At 70.2% G+C, this 18,857-nt stretch carries 15 protein-coding genes; 10 read left to right on the top strand and 5 right to left on the bottom strand.

Annotation, left to right across the window (positions count from 1 at the left end):
* Positions 1-38: 38 nt before the first annotated feature.
* Entirely contained in the window at positions 39-1,034 is a 996-nt protein-coding gene (locus tag ACFXJ8_RS30840) for an ABC transporter substrate-binding protein (protein WP_379647491.1), read from the top strand.
* A 58-nt stretch (positions 1,035-1,092) separates the two neighbouring features.
* On the opposite strand, the gene ACFXJ8_RS30835 is transcribed toward ACFXJ8_RS30840, so the two are convergent.
* Positions 1,093-2,163 (bottom strand): PLP-dependent cysteine synthase family protein, encoded by a 1,071-nt coding sequence (locus tag ACFXJ8_RS30835; RefSeq protein WP_379647490.1) that lies wholly within the window; start codon positions 2,161-2,163, stop codon positions 1,093-1,095.
* A gap of 232 nt (positions 2,164-2,395) precedes the next feature.
* On the opposite strand from ACFXJ8_RS30835, the gene ACFXJ8_RS30830 reads away from it, so the two are divergent.
* Positions 2,396-2,998: a sigma-70 family RNA polymerase sigma factor gene (locus tag ACFXJ8_RS30830; RefSeq protein ID WP_379647489.1), complete on the top strand. Its 603-nt coding sequence runs from the start codon at positions 2,396-2,398 to the stop codon at positions 2,996-2,998.
* Positions 2,999-3,051: 53 nt separating this feature from the next.
* On the opposite strand, the gene ACFXJ8_RS30825 is transcribed toward ACFXJ8_RS30830, so the two are convergent.
* Positions 3,052-3,888, bottom strand: a complete 837-nt coding sequence (locus tag ACFXJ8_RS30825) for an EamA family transporter (protein ID WP_379647488.1) — start codon at positions 3,886-3,888, stop codon at positions 3,052-3,054.
* Between the two features lie 46 nt (positions 3,889-3,934).
* Here ACFXJ8_RS30825 and ACFXJ8_RS30820 point away from each other — a divergent pair, with 46 nt between their 5' ends.
* From ACFXJ8_RS30820 to ACFXJ8_RS30805, 4 genes are all read left to right on the top strand, one after another.
* The gene (locus ACFXJ8_RS30820) at positions 3,935-4,507 is read left to right on the top strand and encodes a helix-turn-helix domain-containing protein (protein ID WP_379647487.1); all 573 of its coding nucleotides are present in this window, start codon (positions 3,935-3,937) and stop codon (positions 4,505-4,507) included.
* Positions 4,508-4,974: 467 nt separating this feature from the next.
* Positions 4,975-5,760, top strand: coding sequence for a polysaccharide deacetylase family protein (locus tag ACFXJ8_RS30815; RefSeq protein WP_379647486.1), 786 nt, complete (start codon positions 4,975-4,977; stop codon positions 5,758-5,760).
* Positions 5,757-7,244, top strand: coding sequence for a helicase HerA-like domain-containing protein (locus ACFXJ8_RS30810; protein ID WP_379647485.1), 1,488 nt, complete (start codon positions 5,757-5,759; stop codon positions 7,242-7,244). Before ACFXJ8_RS30815 ends, ACFXJ8_RS30810 begins: the two co-directional genes overlap by 4 nt.
* A gap of 42 nt (positions 7,245-7,286) precedes the next feature.
* On the top strand, positions 7,287-7,937 hold the full coding sequence (locus ACFXJ8_RS30805) for a DUF2461 domain-containing protein (RefSeq protein WP_379647484.1): 651 nt from the start codon (positions 7,287-7,289) through the stop codon (positions 7,935-7,937).
* 12 nt (positions 7,938-7,949) lie between these two features.
* Here ACFXJ8_RS30805 and ACFXJ8_RS30800 read toward each other — a convergent pair whose 3' ends face one another.
* Positions 7,950-10,496, bottom strand: a complete 2,547-nt coding sequence (locus ACFXJ8_RS30800) for a hypothetical protein (RefSeq protein ID WP_379647483.1) — start codon at positions 10,494-10,496, stop codon at positions 7,950-7,952.
* Positions 10,497-10,788: 292 nt separating this feature from the next.
* Positions 10,789-12,642 (bottom strand): translational GTPase TypA, encoded by a 1,854-nt coding sequence (gene typA / locus ACFXJ8_RS30795; protein WP_379647482.1) that lies wholly within the window; start codon positions 12,640-12,642, stop codon positions 10,789-10,791.
* A gap of 117 nt (positions 12,643-12,759) precedes the next feature.
* On the opposite strand from typA, the gene ACFXJ8_RS30790 reads away from it, so the two are divergent.
* From ACFXJ8_RS30790 to ACFXJ8_RS30775, 4 genes are read left to right on the top strand one after another with little or no spacing between them, the layout of a single operon-like run.
* On the top strand, positions 12,760-13,617 hold the full coding sequence (locus tag ACFXJ8_RS30790) for a hypothetical protein (RefSeq protein ID WP_379647481.1): 858 nt from the start codon (positions 12,760-12,762) through the stop codon (positions 13,615-13,617).
* A 46-nt stretch (positions 13,618-13,663) separates the two neighbouring features.
* Positions 13,664-16,066, top strand: coding sequence for an ATP-binding protein (locus tag ACFXJ8_RS30785; RefSeq protein WP_379647480.1), 2,403 nt, complete (start codon positions 13,664-13,666; stop codon positions 16,064-16,066).
* A 55-nt stretch (positions 16,067-16,121) separates the two neighbouring features.
* On the top strand, positions 16,122-16,397 hold the full coding sequence (locus tag ACFXJ8_RS30780; RefSeq protein ID WP_379647479.1) for an AMP-binding protein: 276 nt from the start codon (positions 16,122-16,124) through the stop codon (positions 16,395-16,397).
* Positions 16,398-16,406: 9 nt separating this feature from the next.
* Positions 16,407-17,168, top strand: a complete 762-nt coding sequence (locus tag ACFXJ8_RS30775) for an alpha/beta hydrolase (protein WP_379647478.1) — start codon at positions 16,407-16,409, stop codon at positions 17,166-17,168.
* A gap of 217 nt (positions 17,169-17,385) precedes the next feature.
* Here the strand turns inward: ACFXJ8_RS30775 and ACFXJ8_RS30770 are convergent, their stop codons facing one another.
* Positions 17,386-18,819: an aldehyde dehydrogenase gene (locus ACFXJ8_RS30770; protein ID WP_379647477.1), complete on the bottom strand. Its 1,434-nt coding sequence runs from the start codon at positions 18,817-18,819 to the stop codon at positions 17,386-17,388.
* Positions 18,820-18,857 lie beyond the last annotated feature (38 nt).

The following is an 18,857-nucleotide window of genomic DNA, read 5'->3' as shown; positions in this document are numbered from 1 at the left end:
AAATGAGGTTTGCCTAACCTAAACCTGAGAGGGATCCGATGAACGCGTTTCGCGCTGTGGCCATGGGCGTGGCGGGAGCCGTACTGAGCCTGGGTCTGGCCGCTTGCGGCTCGACCACCACCGCCGCGGACCAGCCCGCGGAGACGCAGTCGTCAGGGGCCGCGCCCTTCCGCGTGATCAAGCACGCCATGGGCGAGACGAAGATCCCCACCCAGCCCAAGCGGGTCGTGGCGTTGGACCAGAGCTTCGTGGACGCGGTGCTCACGCTGGAGACCCCGGTCGTCGGCTACACCACCTACCGCTCGATCCACGACAAGCTGCCCGACTACCTCGGCGCGGTCGCCGCGGAGTACGGCAAGGAGGCCACGCCGGTCGGCTCGCTGGAGGAGCCGAGCCTGGAGAAGATCATGGCGCTCAAGCCCGACCTGATCGTCTCGGCCAAGGTCAGGCACGAGGCCCTCTACGCCAAGTTGTCCCAGATCGCGCCCACGGTGTTCAGCGAGACCACCGGCGCCATCTGGAAGGAGAACCTCCGCCTCATGGGCCAGGCGCTCGGCAAGGAGGACCTCGCCGACACCAGGATCAATGCCTTCGAGGAGCGCGCCGCCAAGATCGGCGAGGAGATCAAGAAGAAGGACGGCAAGCTGCCGACCGTCTCCGTCGTCCGCTTCGCCGGTGAGCCGACCACCCGCCTGTACGTCGAGAACTCCTACTCGGGCATCGTGCTGAAGGACGTCGGCTTCCCCCGTCCCGACAACCAGCCGAAGGACCCGAAGAAGATCGCGGTCGACATCAGCCAGGAGCGCATCGCCGAGTTCGACGCCGACCACATCTTCGTCTCCACCTACGCCGACCCGTCGGCCGAGGAGCCGAAGAAGCAGTTCGTGAACAACCCGCTGTGGGGCAAGCTCAAGGGGCAGAAGCACGACGTGACCGACGCCACGTGGATGAGCGCGGTCGGCATCCAGGGCGCCCACTCGATGCTGGACGACCTCGCCAAGATCTTCGAGGTGGACCCGGCGCGCGCCGCCTGATCCGCTTCTGGTACGGCCCCGCGCCACGTTCGGCGCGGGGTCGTCGTCGTTCCGGGCGTCAGGACGACAGGAAGGCCCGGAAGGCGGCCAGATCCGGGTGGATGTCGATCCCCTGGGCGGCCAGCCACGCGTCGTCGCCGTAGGTGCCGCGATAGCGGTCGCCGCTGTCGCAGATGAGGGTGACGACGCTGCCCTTCTCGCCCGCCGCCCGCATCTCGGTGATGAGCTGGACGGCGGCCGCCACGTTCGTCCCCGTCGAGCCGCCCACGTCGCGCCCGGTGACCTGCCGTACCCACCGCATGGCGGCGATCGAGGTCGCGTCGGGCACCCTGATCATCCTGTCGATCACGCCGGGCAGGAACGACGGCTCGACGCGCGGCCTGCCGATGCCCTCGATCCGCGAGCCCTTCGCGCCCTCCTCCTCGCCCGACGCCCACGAGGGGTAGAAGGCCGAGCCCTCGGGGTCGACGACCGCCAGACGCGTGCTGTAACAGCGGTAGCGGATGTAGCGGCCGATCGTGGCGGAGGTGCCGCCGGTTCCTGCGCCGACCACGATCCACTCCGGCTCGGGATAGGGCTCCATGGACATCTGGGCGTAGATCGACTCGGCGATGTTGTTGTTGCCGCGCCAGTCGGTGGCCCGCTCGGCGTAGGTGAACTGGTCCATGAAGTGGCCGCCGGTCTCGACGGCGATCCTGTTCGACTCCTCGTAGATCGAGGAGGGGTCGTCCACGAGGTGACATTTGCCACCGTAGAACTCGATGAGCGCGATCTTCTCCGGCGAGGTGGTCGCGGGCATCACCGCCACGAACGGCAGGCCGAGGAGTCTGGCGAAGTAGGCCTCGCTGACCGCCGTCGAGCCGCTGGAGGCCTCGACGATCGTGGTGTGGGGGCCGATCCAGCCGTTGGCCAGGCCGTACAGGAAGAGTGAGCGGGCCAGGCGGTGCTTGAGTGAACCGGTGGGGTGCACCGACTCGTCTTTCAGGTAGAGGTTTACGCCCCAGTGCGGGGGAAGCGGGAACACATGGAGGTGAGTGTCAGAGCTGCGGTTGGTGTCGGCTTCCACCTTCCGGATGGCATCGGCCACCCAGCGCCGGGCTCGACTGTCGTGACGATCCAGGTATTCCATGGTCCATAACCTATCCCATGTGACTCTGCACACAGTTAGGGCGCAATTGAGTAAAGAGTGTTACGATAATGAGACTTGTCCGGCCGTGGACGTGATGGTGCACGCTGCGAGCATACGGACCGATCGGCCCCCTGACCAGGTAGAACTCCTAACACCACCCTTACGCGTGGTTTGCGAGGATGATCATGCCTGGGCGTTTGACAGGCAACCGGGGGGAGAGCACGGAGGGGGAATGTACGTGATCACTATGACCGAGGAGCAGCGTCAGGACTGGTTCGAGCGCGACGTCGTGCCCGTGACCTCGCAGCTGTTCGCCTCCGCGATGCGCCTTACCCGCAACACCGCCGACGCCGAGGACCTGGTGCAGGAGACGGTGGCCAAGGCGTACACCTCGTACCACCAGTTCCGCGAGGGCACCAACCTCAAGGCCTGGCTGCACCGGATCCTGACGAACAACTTCATCAACGACTACCGCAAGAAGCAGCGCTCCCCGAAGCTCTCGGCCGCCGAGGAGATCGAGGACTGGCAGCTGCACGCGGCCGAGTCGCACATGTCCAGCGGTCTGAAGTCCGCCGAGACCGAGGCACTTGAGAGGCTGCCCGACAGCGCGGTCATGAACGCGCTGCGCGCCCTGCCCGAGGACTTCCGCGTCGCCGTCTACCTGGCCGACGTCGAGGGCTTCGCCTACAAGGAGATCGCCGAGCGGATGGGCACCCCCATCGGCACCGTGATGTCCAGGCTGCACCGCGGCCGCCGCCAGCTGCGCGGCATGCTGGAGGAGTACGCCCGCGAGGAGGGCGCCCTCCGCCTGCCTGAGCAGCGCGTCGCCGCCTAGAGCTTCATGTGTGTGAGCCCGTGTCCCTCAGGGGGACGCGGGCTCTTCGTCGCTCATGCGACTGCTATCAACGCCACCGCGCCGAGGGCGAAGGCGACCCCCGCGACCTGTACGGCATGCAGGCGCTCGCCGAGCACGTAGCGGGCCAGCACGAGCGTGCTGGCGGGGTAGAGCGAGACCAGCACGGCGACCAGGCTGAGCATGCCCTGCTGCTCGGCCAGCAGGTAGAGCACGTTGGCCGCCATGTCGAGCACGCCCGCCACCGCGATGACGCCCAGCGCTCCCGAGCCGGGCTTGAGCGTGCGGCGGCTGACGACCGCCATGAGCACCACGGCGGAGATCGAGGCGATTCTCGCGCCGACCAGCGGCCACAGCCCGCTGCCGTCGGGAGCCTGGGCGAGCAGGATGAAGAACCCGCCGAAGCCCGCGCCCGCCGCCAGCGCCGCCACGACGGATGACGCCGACGACCGCTGCTCCACGGCCGGGCCGCCCCTGCTCACCAGCAGCACCGACAGCAGGGCCAGGACCACGCCCACCAGCGCCATGACCGCCGGGCGCTCGCCGCTGGCCAGGCCGAACAGGACGGGCAGCGCCGCCGAGGTGACCGCCGTCGTGGGCGCCACAACGGACATCACGCCCGTGGCCAGCGCCCGGTAGAAGAGCACCATGCCCGCCGCGCCGGCCAGGCCCGCGCCGAGGCCCCAGGTGATCGCGCCCTCGGAGAGGGCTCCCGGCAGCAGCGGCATCATCGCCACGACGAGCGCGAGACCGGCGATCTGCGAGAGCGAGACCACGGACAGCACGCGGGATCGCCGGGTCGCCAGGCCTCCGTAGAAGTCCGCCGTTCCGTACACGAGCGCGCATGCCGTCGCGAGAATCACCGCTGTCATGCGCCTAGTACAACACATTGCCAAGAGTGTTCACTACACTGCACTCATGGACCCTGAGACGATCACGGCGGCGATCGCCACCAACGTCAGAGCCCAGCGCGCCCACCGCGGGCTCACGCTCGACGCCCTGGCCGCCCGATCGGGAGTGAGCCGCGGCATGCTGGTCCAGGTCGAGCAGGGCAGGACCAACCCCAGCATCACCACGCTCGTGCGCATCGCCGACGCCCTCGGCGTCAGCGTCGCCAGACTCGTCGAGGTCTCGGAGACCCCGCTCGTGCGGGTCGTGCCCCCGGGCGACATCGTGACCTTCCGGCAGGGCGAGGGCTCGGCCCGGCTGCTGGTCGGCACCGACGCGCCCGCGATCCTGGAGCTGTGGGACTGGCGGCTGGCCCCCGGCGAGCACCACGACGGCGACGCCCACCCGCCGGGCACCCGCGAGATGCTCACCGTCCTGGAGGGGGAGCTGACCCTCACCGTGTACGGCAAGAGCCACGTCGTCCAGACCCATGGCGCCGTCGTCTTCACCGCCGACCGGCCGCACCGCTACGCCAACCAGGGCGAAGGGGAGCTGAGGTTCGTCATGGTCGTCACCGAGCCTCGAGAGACCCCCGACCAGTAGCGGCGAACAGCCTCCACGAAACGGTCCGCGGTTCCATGATTACCGTATGTGTTCTGCGTTGGAGGCACTCGATCGTCCTCAAGCGGGTACATCCTTCTTGTGCGTCACGTCCTCGACAGGGGGTTGCGCGTTGACTGAGTCCCGTGCGGCGATCGAGAAGCTTCACGCGGAGCTGACGGGCCTGGGCGTGACCAGTGCCTACGAGGTGGGCGACGACGCCACTCTCTCGATCTGGATAGGGCTTGTCGTGCGGTATCGCGATGGGTTCTACCGATGGCAAGAGAGTTCGGTGAAACGTCGGCATTTGGGTACGGATCCCGTTGGATGTGCCATCCGAGTGGCGCGTCGCTACACGGAACTCCAGGCTGATATCCCAGTCTGGTGGCATGACCTGGCCAAGGGGCTACGGGGGGGCTCGGTCCAGGACTATCCGTGATGTGATCCCCCGGGTGCTTCGGGGGGAAAGCATGCGGGTGTGGTCAGGGTTGCTGGCCGTTGTGCTGGTGGCTGGGTGTGGTGCGCCCGCGGCGGTCGACCCCGGCGTCGAGCGGCTCAGCGCCAGGGCTCCGGCCCGCGTCGACCCCTCGCTGCTGGCCAGGTCGCTGACGGCGGTCCAGCCCGGCTGGCCGCGCCCCCCGGTCACGATCAACTGCCGGAAGGTCAAGTGCGTGGCGCTGACCTTCGACGACGGCCCGGGTGACTTCACGCCGTGGCTGCTCGACGAGCTGCGCAAGTCCGGGGTGAAGGCGACGTTCTTCGTCGTCGGGCAGATGGTGGCGGCCGACCGGCACCACACGCTGCCCCGCATGCTGGCCGAGGGGCACGAGCTCGGCAACCACACCTGGAGTCACGCGGAGCTGCCCAGTCTGGCCGACGAGGGGATCGTGCGGGAGCTGGGCCGTACCCAGGAGCTGGTCAGGAAGATCACCGGGGTGCGGATGCAGATGATGCGCCCGCCGTACGGGTCGACGGACCGCCGGGTGGCGGAGGAGAGCCGCAGGCTGGGCATGGCCCAGATCCTCTGGAGCGTCGACACCCACGACTGGCGCGACCGTGTCGCCAAGGTGGTGGCCAAGCGGGCGTGCCGGGCTACGAGAGGGTCGATCGTGCTGATGCACGACATCCACCGCACCACGGTCGAGGCGGTGCCCGAGGTGATTTCCGCCCTCGCCGGCAAGGGCTACCGGTTCGTCACCATCTCCGAGCTGTACGGCAAGCCGCCCACTCCTGGCAGGAAGTACTCCGAACTATGACGAACGGCTACGACTTCGAGGGGCCCACGATCCAGCTCGGCGTGCTCATGGCCGACGGCGAGCCGCAGCCTGGCTCGGCCATCAGGATGCCGCTGCGGATGTTCAACAGGCACGGGCTGGTGGCGGGCGCGACCGGAACGGGCAAGACCAAGACGCTGCAGGTGATGGCCGAGCAGCTGTCAGCCCAGGGTGTGCCGGTCTTCCTCGCCGACATCAAGGGCGACCTGTCCGGCATGGCCTCGCCGGGCCAGCCGTCCGAGGGCCTGCTGGGGAGGGCACAGGGCATCGGGCAGAACTGGGCGGGCGCCGCCTGCCCGGTGGAGTTCTACGCGCTGGGCGGCATCGGTGAGGGGGTGCCGCTGCGCGCCACCATGACCGCCTTCGGCCCCACGCTGCTGTCGAAGGTCCTCGACCTCAACGACACCCAGGAGTCGTCGCTCGGGCTGATCTTCCACTTCGCCGACACCAACGGGCTGCCGCTGCTGGACATGAAGGACCTGCGGGCGGTCATCCAGTACCTCATCGACACCCCCGAGGTGCTGAAAGGCGTCGGCGGGCTGTCGAAGCAGACGGCCGGGGTGATCCTGCGCGCGCTGACCAACCTGTCGTCCGAGGGCGCCGACCAGTTCTTCGGCGAGCCCGAGTTCGACACCCGCGACCTCATGCGGGTCACCTCCGACGGCAGGGGAGTGGTCTCCGTGCTGGAGCTGCCCGCCGTCCAGGATCGGCCCGCGATGTTCTCCACGTTCCTGATGTGGCTGCTGGCCGACCTGTTCACCGACCTGCCCGAGGTCGGCGACCCCGACAAGCCGAAGCTGGTGTTCTTCTTCGACGAGGCGCACCTGCTGTTCACCGACGCCTCCAAGCCGTTCCTCCGCTCGATCACCCAGACCGTGCGGCTGATCAGGTCGAAGGGGGTCGGCGTCTTCTTCGTCACGCAGACGCCGAAGGACGTGCCCGCCGACGTGCTGGCCCAGCTCGGGGCGAGGGTGCAGCACGCGCTGCGCGCCTTCACCCCGCAGGACGCCAAGGCGCTGAAGGCCACCGTCTCCACCTTCCCCCACTCCGACTACGACCTGGAGGAGCTGCTGACCCAGCTCGGCATCGGCGAGGCGGTCGTGACCGTGCTGTCGGACAGGGGCGTGCCCACTCCCGTCGCCTGGACGAGGCTGCTCGCGCCGTGCTCGCTGATGGCGCCGACTGACCCGGCCGTGGTGCGGGGGATGGTGTCGGCCTCCCCGCTGCTGCCCAAGTACGGCCGGCCCGTCGACCGGCAGTCGGCCTACGAGCTGCTGGCCGCCAAGGTGGCCCCGCCGCCGTCCGTCCCCGCTCCCGCGCCCCCGCCCGCCCCCGCTCAGGAGCCCTCGGTGCTGGAGGCAGTGCTGGGGTCGTCGATCTTCAAGTCGTTCGCGCGGTCGGCCGCCAGTTCGCTGGGCAGGGAGATCAGCCGCTCGATCTTCGGTACGGCCCGGCGGCGGCGCTGACTGTCAGCACTGACTGTCGGTGCCTCATGGCACGCTGGGAGCATGGGATTCACCGGCTTCCCCGACGAGGCCTTCCTCTTCTACGAAGGTCTCGAGGCTGACAACAGCAAGGTTTACTTCGCCCGGCACAAGGAGCTTTACGAGGAGGCGGTCAGGGCGCCCATGCTGGCCCTGGCCGAGGAGCTCGGCGCCGAGTTCGGCCTCGCCCAGCTGTTCAGGCCGTATCGCGACGTCCGCTTCGCCAAGGACAAGTCGCCGTACAAGACCCACCAGGGCGCCTTCGTCGACCTCATGCCGGGCATCGGCCTCTACGTCCAGCTCGACGCCGCCGGCCTCTACACCGCGGGCGGCTACTACACCACCGCCGCCGACCAGGTGGCCCGCTACCGTGCGGCCGTCGACGAGGACGTCTCGGGCAAGCCGCTGCAGCGCATCGCCGACGGCCTGACCGCCGCGGGCTACACCGCCGAGGGCGACAGGCTCAAGACCAGGCCGCGCGGGGTGCCCGACGACCATCCGCGCCTGGAGCTGCTGCGTCATCGCTCCCTCTACTTCGGGCGGCACTTCGAACCCGAGCCGTGGGTGCACACCGAGGAGGTCGTCGACCGGGTCCGCGCCACCTGGCGCGACTACGGGCAACTGGTCGACTGGCTGTGCGCCCACGTCAGGGGCAGCGAGCTGCCGCGCCGCTGAGCGTGGGTGGCGTCATGGAGCGTTCTGGCTGGTGGCGGAGTCGCCCTTGAGGATGCGGTCCACGGTCTTGCCCGCCGCTGAGGTGGCCGCGGTGGTGCCCGCGGCGATCACGACGGCGACCAGCGGAGTGGCCAGGCTGCGGACACTGCGGACGTTGCGCACCCTGGCCCACGGCTCACCGGCCGCGAACATGATCCGCCACTCCCAGTAGAGCCCGAGCCCGATGAAGACCAGCGCGCCCTGGCCCACCACGATCGCGACCACCTGGAGCTTGTCGAAGCCGCCGATGTCGGGGTCGACGAGGGAGGGGACGTAGGCCGACAGCTCGGTGACCAGCGCCACGCTCATCACGTAGAGGGCCTTGGTGACCGGCTGCGTGCCGCGAAGGCGGGGATAGAAGTAGCCGTAGAAGAACCCGAAGGTGGGCAGCGTGAACATGAACCGCGCGTCGAACACCCAGGTGGTCAGCTCGGCCCCGTCGGGCCAGCCGTAGATGAGCGCGAAGGGCAGCGACAGCAGCAGGCTCACCACGAATGCCGCCAGGCCGTTCTGCCACGGCGAGCAGCCGGCCGAGGTGGCGAAGGCGGTCTCGGTGTGCGGCGGGTCGAGGGTGAGGGCGCGGTCGAGTTCGAGGCGCCGGTGCTCGAAGTCCTCCATCGTGAGCTCGCCCGAGCCCAGCCTTCCCCTGCTGAGCCGGTAGAGCTCCTGCTCGGAGCCGTGCAGCACCCGCCGGTGCAGCGCGTCTCTGATCAGGGCCCGGTGTTCGGCACGCGAGGAGGGCTCGACGATCTCGGGGCGTGGGCCCGACAGCAGCCAGGTGGCCGCCGCCCACGCCACCAGCGACGTGATGGCCAGCGAGGGCAGCGGGAGGTCGATCGCGGTGGAGTCGGGGTCGGTGCGCGGGGTGAGGTAGAGGACCATCAGGCAGACGATCACCGTGGCCACGACGGCGGGGTTGGCCATGGCGTCGGGGGTCTCCCCGAGCCGCCGAAGGCGCAGCACGAGCAGCGCGAAGGCCAGCAACAGCAGGCCAAGTGCGCCGCGGGTGATCTCGTTGAGCGGCTGCCCGAGCACCAACGGAGGCGGTGTCCTGGCGGCGATCTGGTCGGGCTGCACACTCCAGGAGCCCGTGTCGAGCCATTCGGTCGGCCAGCCGAGCAGCAGGAGGCTGCCGAGCACCGCCACGACGATCGCGACGCGCGACCACGACCTGGTGGCGACCGCGATCCCCGCGATCGGGATCAGCGACCAGCACAGGGCGAGCACCAGCCGGACGCTGTCGGGCGGGAAGAAGCCGCCGCTCATCAGCGCCCGCACCCACAGCGCCAGCGCCAGCGCGCCCACGGCCACGCCCGCCGTCACCGCGGCCAGCCTGGCCACCAGGACGGCGATGCCGAGGTCGGCGCCGAACGCCACGGCCGAACCCGCCGCCGCCAGCGCCGCCGTCAGCGTGCCCACGGCCAGCGTGAGCGGCGGCACCTGCCCGTGGACGAAGGACCAGAACAGCATGCCGCCGGCGACGAGCACGCCGACGCCCGTGACGAGTAACGCGTCCTTCGAGCTCCACGGCGGCCTGGCGGGCACGACCCGGCGCGCGTGGCGCAGCGCGAGCACGGGGATCGCGCCGAACAGGATGACCGGCCCCAGGTACGGCATGAGCGCCAGCAGCATGGCGACCAGCAGCGCCACCACGCACATGACGATCCCGATCGCCAGCTCGCGGTTGGGTGTGCGCCGCCACCACGAGGGGCCGAGCGCCCTGCCGACGAAGACGGCCAGTGCGATCGCGGTGAAGACGCTGAGCACGGGCGTCCACGAGAACAGGTCCGTCTGGTCGGCGTCGGGCCTGCCGTACGACTCGTGGGCCAGCCGGACCGAGACGGGCGCCGCGTAGGCGGTGAACGTCAGCCGGCCCGCCTGCTCCTTCTCTGGCGTCACCCGTTCGACCCTGATCACCGTCCACGCGGGCGCGGTCAGCGTGATCTGGCGCGCGGACGCCGCGCTCTGCTCGGTCGGTGGCGCGAACTCCAGTTGCGGCAGCGCGTCGGGGCCGACCTGGCGCAGCATCGTGATCGTGAAACGCACGGTGGTCCGCGAGCCCGAGGTGGTGAGCACGGGCGCGAGCCTGGTGGTGGGAGCGAGGACGGCGGAGCCGTCGTCGGTCTTCACCGCCCCGAGCCTGCGGTCGGTGAAGCTCTGGATGTCGTCGGGGAAGGGGCCCTCGGACCTGAGGAGCGTGGCCAGCAGGTCGGTGCGGTCCAGGACGAGGCGGTGGACCACGGTGATCTTCAGCTGCCTGGCGCGCTCGTCGAGCCTGCCCTGCGGCACGGCCGCGAGGTCGGCGTCGCTCGCGTCGGCGATTGTGACCTCGGTGGTCAGCTCGGGAGGCGTGCGGGGGGAGTGTTCCTGCGCGCCGTACACCTCGAGCAACGACGGGGTGTGGGGCGCGGGACTCGGGGCCGCGTGGGTGACGGGTTTGGCCACGCTCACGCACCAGACGATGGCCCCTACGGAGATCGCGGCGAGCGCGTACGCGACGATCTTCCTCAGCCGGCCCACAACCAGCATGATCCACGCCGGTCGGTAACGGAGTGATTACTTCACCGCACCAGCAGGAGCACGATGGCGACGAAGACGAGCCAAGCGGCGAGATATGTCAGGTTCGCCCTGTAAGTCACTACACCCATCACGGCACCTCCTTTCGCGCCCAGCATCGCGGGGGGCGGTTAAGGACCGGTTGCGCCTGACTTGCGGCCTACCTGCTGAAACACGAAGACCCCGGCCTTTATGCCCGCATCGAGCAGGCACCGGCCGGGGTCGAAAGGGCCGTCCCCGAAGGGGCGGCCGGGCGTCAGTTGCCGCGCTTGGCGCGGGCGGCGGCGCGCCCACGGGTGGCGGCGTCGAGGACGACCTTGCGGATGCGCACGGTCTCCGGCGTGATCTCCACGCACTCGTCCTCGCGGATGAACTCCAGCGCCTGCTCCAGCGACAGCACCCGCGGCGGGATCAGCGTCTCGGTGACGTCGGCCGTGGAGGAGCGCATGTTGGTGAGCTTCTTCTCCTTGGTGATGTTGACGTCCATGTCGTCGGAGCGGGAGTTCTCGCCGACGATCATGCCCTCGTACACCTCGGTGGTGGGCGAGACGAACAGGATGCCGCGCTCCTGCAGGTTCGTCATCGCGAAGGCGGTGACGGGCCCGGAGCGGTCGGCGACGAGCGAGCCGTTGTTGCGGGTGCGCAGCTCGCCGAACCACGGCTCGTAGGCCTCGAAGACGTGGTGCACCAGGCCGGTGCCGCGCGTCTCGGTGAGGAACTCGGTGCGGAAGCCGATCAGGCCACGCGCCGGGACCACGAACTCCATCCGGATCCAGCCGGTGCCGTGGTTGGTCATGTGCTCCATGCGGCCCTTGCGGACGGCCAGCAGCTGCGTGACCGCGCCGAGGTACTCCTCGGGGCAGTCGACGGTCAGGCGCTCGACCGGCTCGTGGACCTTGCCGTCGATCGTCCTGGTGACGACCTGCGGCTTGCCGACGGTCAGCTCGAAGCCTTCGCGGCGCATCTGCTCGACCAGGATGGCCAGCGCCAGCTCGCCACGGCCCTGCACCTCCCACGCGTCGGGCCGGTCGGTGGGCAGCACGCGCAGCGACACGTTGCCGACGAGCTCCTTGTCGAGGCGGTCCTTCACCATGCGGGCGGTGACCTTCGAGCCCTTCACCTTGCCCACGAGCGGGCTGGTGTTGGTGCCGATCGTCATCGAGATCGCCGGCTCGTCCACGGTGATCAGCGGCAGCGGGCGCGGGTCGTCGGGGTCGGCGAGGGTCTCACCGATCATGATCTCGGGGATGCCGGCGATCGCGATGATGTCGCCGGGGCCCGCCTCCTCGGCCGGCTTGCGCTCCAGAGCCTCGGTCATGAGCAGCTCGGTGATCTTGACGCGCTGGATCGAGCCGTCGGTACGGCACCAGGCGACCTGCTGGCCCTTCTTCAACGTGCCCTGGTGGATGCGGCACAGCGCGATCCTGCCCAGGTAGGAGGAGGCGTCGAGGTTGGTGACGTGGGCCTGCAGCGGCGCGCTCGGGTCGTAGGTCGGCGCCGGGATCGTGCGCTTGATCACGTCGAACAGCGGCTCGAGGTCCTCGGAGTCGGGCATGCCGCCGTCGGCGGGACGCTCCAGCGAGGCGCGGCCGGCCTTGGCCGAGGCGTAGACGATCGGGAAGTCGATCTGCTCCTCGGTCGCGTCGAGGTCCATGAACAGCTCGTAGACCTCGTCGACGACCTCCTTGATACGGGCGTCGGGGCGGTCGACCTTGTTGATGCACAGGATGACGGGCATCTTCGCGGCGAACGCCTTGCGCAGCACGAACCTCGTCTGCGGCAGCGGCCCCTCGGAGGCGTCGACCAGCAGCACCACACCGTCGACCATCGACAGGCCGCGCTCGACCTCGCCGCCGAAGTCGGCGTGGCCGGGGGTGTCGATGATGTTGAGGGTCATGTCACCGTGTTTGACCGCGGTGTTCTTGGCGAGAATGGTGATGCCCTTCTCGCGCTCCAGGTCGTTGGAGTCCATGACGCGGTCGTCGACGTCCTGGTTGGCGCGGAAGGCACCGGACTGCCAGAGCATGGCATCCACGAGAGTGGTCTTGCCGTGGTCGACGTGCGCGATGATCGCGATGTTCCGCAGGTCGTCGCGGCTGTTCAAAGGCATGATGAGGTCTCACTCTGTGTTCGTGGAGGCTGGCCGCGGGACGATGCGGCGCCACCAGTTTAGTTGATCCCGTTACCACCCTTGGTGCAGTGGGAGCGACAGGGCAGACTTCACCCTGTGTCCTCCCACTTGCGGCATGTCCGACGCCTGCTGGACGAGGGGCGTTTCCCGTGGGCGCACGCCTACGTCGACCGGCTGATCTCGGACTCGCCCACCGACCCCGAGCCGTGGCTGCTGCGGGCGCTGATCCTCGACCGCCAGGGCCGCCCTAACGGGGACGCGGTACGGCGGGCCGAGGAACTTGGTGGCGACTACACAACGCTGAAGAACAGCGTTCCTGTTCCTCAGAACGACCGGCGGCCGTGGTGGGACGGGTGGGCGGCGGAGATCGTGACGTTGGTGCTGCTCGGCGGGCTGGTGGCGCCGCTGGTGTGGCTGGGACAGCCGTTGACCACCGCGGGCCACGGGGACTGGTTCTTCCTGGCCTACCTCGTGGTGGCCCTCGGGATCTACGGCGTTCCGTGGGCGGTCGGGGTCAGGCGGGCGAAGACGAGCATCCCGGCGGTCGTGCGCGCGCGCAGGCAGGCGTCGAGAGCCTTCTACGCCGGGCTGGGCGACGATGGTCTGCGCCACTATCTGGGCAATCCCGCCAGGTTCCTGTGGGTGGGTGGCCTGCTCGGCGCCCTGGCCTATGACCTGCTGCCGATCCAGGACCGGGCGACGTCCCTGCGGCTGGCCGCGGTTCTCCTCTGCGCGACGGTGTCGCTGGTCGCCTGGCAGGTCGTGGGCGGCGGGCCGCTGCGGCGGGCGCTGCGGGTGAGCTGGGTGGTGTCGCTCAACGCCGCGCTGGCCGTGGTGTGGCTGGCGCTCTCGCTCGCCGCCCCCGGGTGGGACGCCGCGCCGTACCTGCTGGGGTGGGCGCTGGTCGGGTGGCTGCCCGGGCTGATCGTACGGATCACGGCCGGTCTGAGGTGAGGAACCGCTTGTGCGGGCGAGTGATCGCATGCACACTCGCGGTGACATGACATCGCATAACCTCCCGGCTGAACCGAACCGCTTCGTCGGTCGCGCGCGTGACGTGGACGAGCTGTGCGGCCTGCTGCGAGATCAGCGCCTGGTCACGCTCTGCGGCGTGGGCGGCATCGGCAAGACGCGTCTGGCGCTGCGCGTGGCGGCCAGGGCCGTGTCCGGCTTCCCCGACGGGGTGTGGCTGGTCGAGCTGGCCAGGATCACCGGTGCCGACCTGGTGGCGCACGAGATCGCCAATGTGCTCGGGGTGCGTGAGGAACGGTCGCGGCCCTCGCTCGACGGCCTGCTCGTCCGGCTGCGCGGCGCCAGGGCGCTGCTGGTGCTCGACAACTGCGAGCAGGTCGTCGAACGCTGCGCCGAGCTCGTGTCCGCGCTCCTGGCGGGCTGCCCCGAGCTGCGGATCCTCCTCACCACGAGGGAGGCGCTGCGCATCCCTGGCGAGCTGGTGTGGCGAGTGCCCCCGCTCGACCTGCCGGACGCCCGCCATCCCGACGCCGAGGCGGTGCTGCTGTTCACCGACCGGTCCCTGGCCGTGGGCGCCAGGCTGTCCGGCGCCGACTTCGACGACGTGGCCAGGGTGTGCGTGGCGCTCGACGGGCTGCCGCTGGCGCTGGAGCTGGCCGCCGCCCGCACCAGGATGCTCAGCCCGGCGCAGATCGCCGACCGGATCGGCGACCGCTTCAGGCTCCTGACCAGCGGTGACCGTACGGCGCCCGCCCGGCAGCGGACGCTGCTGGCGACCGTGGAGTGGAGCCATGACCTGCTGCTGGCGAAGGAGCGGGTGCTGCTGCGGCGGCTGTCGGTCTTCGCCGGGCACTTCGATCTCGACCTGGTCGAGCAGGTGTGCGCCGACGACGTGCACCTGCCCGCCGAGGAGATGCTCGACCTGCTCGGCGGCCTGGTGGACAAGTCGCTGCTGCTGGCCGACGGCGGCCGCTACCGCCTGCTGGAGACGATCAAGCAGTTCGCGCTCGAGCGGCTGCGCGAGCAGGACGAGCTCGTCTGGTTCCGCGACCGCCACCTTCAGGTGATCTGCGAGGTGCAGGAGCGCTGCTTCGAGTCGGGCCTGGCCACGCCCCGGGCGCCCTGGCCCGAGCGCCTGCCGTCCTTCGTCAGGGGCCGGAGCCTGCTCGACGACTGCAGGGCGGCCGTCGACTGGGCGGTCGAGTCGGGCAACGCCCTGCTGGGCCTGCGGCTCGCCTACGTGGCCTCGGCGATGCTGGCCGTCCACGGGGAGATCGCCGAGGGCGTCGAGTGGTTCGAGCGGCTGCTGCGGCTCGATCTGACGGGCGTGCCGCCCGAGGTCGTCGCGCTCAGCAAGGGCGCGTTCGCCTACGGCCTGGAGGCGAGGGACGACCTGGCGGGCTGCGAGCGGGTGGTCGAGGAGGCGCTCAGGGAGCAGGAGAAGGTCCCGCACAGTCTCGGCAAGGGCGTGACGCTGAACGTCGCGGGCGTGCTGCTGCTGCGCACCGGCCGGTTCGACCGGGCCGAGCGGCACTTCGAGCAGGTCGTGGCGACCACGACGGAGCACGACGACACCTTCAACAGGGCCATCGCGCACTCGTGCCTGGCCGTACTGGCGGGGCTGCGGGGGCAGCCGCGCCTGGCCCATCGGCATGCGAGCCAGGCGCTGGCGGTCGCCAGGGAGAACGGTCACCCCTGGCACGTCGCAATGGCCACCAGCCAGCTCGCGGCGGTGGCCGAGTGGCGCGGCGACACGGAGGCGGCGGTGACGCACTACCGCGAGGCCGCCGCGATCTTCGGCGAGCTCGACAACCGGGTGGAGATGGAGCGGTGCCTGGTCATGGTCGCCAAGGTCGCGATCGGCCGCCGCGACCACGCGATGGCCAAGGACCTGCTGGCCGAATGCCTGGAGCTGGCGCAGCGGACGGGTCAGCGCCTCGGCATGGCGCGCGTGCTGCGGGTGCTGTCGAGGCTGGCCGACGTCGAGGGCGACCTCGCGGGGGCGGTGCTCTCCTCGGGGGCGGCGACCGCGCTGGCCGAGCAGATGGGGGAGCCGACCGTCTCCGGCCGGATCGAGGAACTGCTCGCGCGCTCCCGCGACCGGCTGGGCGAGGGCCGTACGGCGTTGCAATGGTCGAGGGGCAGGGAGCTCGACCCGGTCGAGGTCGCCCGCCTGGTGCTGGAGGGCGGCAACGGGCGGCTGCCGCTGCCCACCGTGGCCGAGGTGCCGCATCCCGTGCTCACCGCCCGCGAGCAGGAGATCGCCGGGCTGCTCACCCGCGGACTGTCGAACAGGGGCATCGCCGACGAGCTGGTCATCAGCCCCGCCACCGTCGCCAGGCACATCGCCAACATCATGGAGAAGCTCGGCTACAGCTCGCGCTCGCAGATCGCCCTCTGGGCCGTCGAGCACGACCTGGGTTCTGCATAGCGGTCTGCATATTACGCCCCATGTGCGGGCGAAGCGCGCTCCCTAACCTGGGCGCATGAGCACAGAAGACCTGCTCCGGAGCCGTGGGCTGCGCCCCGGCGACCGGGTGGTCGTCTGCCTGCCCCGGGGAGCGGATCTCAGCGCGGCGGTGGACGGCGCGATCGCGGTGGGCGCCATCGTCACCGTGCTGCCCGCCGGCCTCGACGTGGACGAGCACATCAGGGCGAGCGCCGCCCGCATCATGATCTCTGACTCGGCCGCCGCCATCGAGGCCGCCGAAGACTCCCGCATCAGGCAGGTCATCGGCAGCGCCGAACTCCAGTCACTCTAACCTCAGAGCATGCCTTTCGCCGCCAGCTTTCCCGTCATGCTCAGGACCGCCGACGGTGTGCGGATCGACGCCGCGCACACCCACTCACGAGGGCGGGGCGACCTGGGCATCGTGGTGGCGCACGGCTTCACCGGGTCGTGGCGGGATCGCTCGGCCCGCAGGATCGTCCACGTGCTGAGTGGGTTCGGCGGGGTGCTGGCCTTCGACTTTCGCGGCCACGGGCACTCCGGCGGCGAGACCACCGTGGGCGACCTGGAGGTGCTCGACATCGAGGCCGCGGTACGGCACGCGAGGGTCGTCGGCTACTCCTCGGTGGCGGTGGTCGGCTTCTCCATGGGCGCGGCCGTGGCCCTCAGGCACGCGGGGCTGCGCCGCGGGGTCGACGCGGTGGTGGCGGTCAGCGGCCCGGCCCGCTGGTACTACCGGGGCACCAGGCCGATGCGCCAGGTGCACTGGGCGATCGAGCGGCCGTTCGGCAGGTGGGCGGCGCGGGTGGCCAAGCGCACCAGGATCGCCCGCGGCCAGTGGGACCCGATCCCGATGCCGCCCCACGAGGCCGCCGCGCTGATCTCCCCGACGCCACTGCTGCTCGTGCACGGCGACGCCGACACCTTCTTCCCGCTGGAGCACGCCCACCAGATCTTCGACGGCGCCCGCGAGCCCAAGGAGCTGTGGATCGAGCCTGGTTACGGCCACGCCGAATCCGCCGCCACGCCCGACCTCATCCGCCGAATCGGGAAATGGATCATCTCGAACACGGCACAGCGCTAGATCGAACCTTTTCCGTAGTAAATGCGTCTACCTATGACGTAAGGAAGGAACCCGCCGGGGGATTGCCGACGGCCCGAGCAGCCGTCAACGCGATGGACGCGGGAGATACTTCTGTAGCCGGGTGACCGCCCAGCGTCGCGGGGGCGCGCTGGGTGCCACCCGGCACCCTGCCCCGGTACGGCATGCCGTACCGGGGCGGTCGGGGCCGGCCGAGCGCTCAGCCGAGCCGCGAGATGGTCTTGTACTCCAGGTAGGCGGACAGGCCCTCGGGGCCGAGCTCGCGGCCGACGCCGCTGGCCTTGTAGCCGCCGAAGGGCACGTTGGCCTCCAGCATGAAGCAGTTGACGCCGTAGGTGCCGGTGCGGACCTGGCGCGCGATGTCCATGCCGTGCTCGGCGTCGGCCGTCCAGACCGTGCCCGCCAGGCCGTAGTCGCTGTCGTTGGCGATGCGGACGGCGTCGGCCTCGTCCTCGTAGGGGATCACGGCCAGGACGGGGCCGAAGATCTCCTCGCGGGCGATGCGCATGTCGTTGTGGACGCCGGAGAAGACGGTGGGCGCGACGTACCAGCCCCGGTCGTGGGGCCGGTCGAGGCCGCCGACGACGATCTTGGCCCCCTCGTCCATGCCGATCCTGATGTAGCCCTCGACCCGCTCCTGCTGGCGCCTGGCGACCAGCGGGCCGATGCCGGTGGCGGGATCGGCCGGGTCGCCGACCGCCTGCGAGGTGACCATGCCGGCCACGGCCTCGACGACCTCGTCGTAGCGGCGGTGGGAGGCCAGGATGCGGGTCTGGGCGACGCAGGCCTGGCCGTTGTTCATGAGCGAGGCGATGGCGAGCATGCCCATACTGGCGCCGAGGTCGGCGTCGTCGAGCACGATCGCCGCCGACTTGCCGCCCAGCTCCAGGCTGCAGCGCTTGAGCTGCTCGCCGCAGATGGAGGCGATGCGGCGGCCCGCAGCGGTGGAGCCGGTGAAGGCGACCTTGTCCACGCCCGGGTGGGAGACCAGGTGCTCGCCCGCCTCGCGGCCCGCGGGAACGATGTTGAGCACGCCGCCGGGGATGCCCGCCTCCCGCACCATCTCGGCCAGCAGGTAGGCGTCGAGCGGCGTCTCCGGCGCGGGCTTGAGCACGATCGTGCATCCGGCCAGGAGCGCGGGGGCGATCTTCGTCATGGAGACGAACTGCGGGACGTTCCACGGCACGACGGCGGCGACCACGCCGACGGGTTCCCTGCGCACGATCGAGGGCCCGAACAGGCCTGGTCGCTCCTCCTCCTGCTGGAACGTCCTGCCGTACTCGGCGTAGAACTGGAGCATGCCGAGCGGCTGCGGCGCCTGGGCGAGCTGGGAGAAGGTGATCGGCGAGCCCATCTCCTCGGTGATGAGGGCCGCCATCTCGCCCTGACGGGCGGCGTAGATCTCGGCGAGCCTGCCGATCGCCTCGGCGCGCTCGGCGAAGCTGAGCCTGGGCCAGGGGCCGTGGTCGAAGGCGTCGCGGGCGGCGGCCACCGCGCGGTCCATGTCGGCGGGCGTCCCGTCGGGGACGCTGCCGATGACCTGCTCGGTGTGCGGGTTGACGACCTCGATGATGCCGGTGCCCGCCGGGGCCACCCATTCGCCCCCGATGAACAGCGTGTCGTGCTGGCGCATGTCGTGACCCTTCTCCCTTGACCGAGTGCTTGCTCCCT

Origin of the sequence: Nonomuraea sp. NPDC059194 (assembly GCF_042754765.1) — a bacterium.
GTDB lineage: Bacteria > Actinomycetota > Actinomycetes > Streptosporangiales > Streptosporangiaceae > Nonomuraea.
The sequence above is the reverse complement of the archived record's forward strand: the minus strand, read 5'-3'. Positions and strand labels throughout refer to the sequence as shown.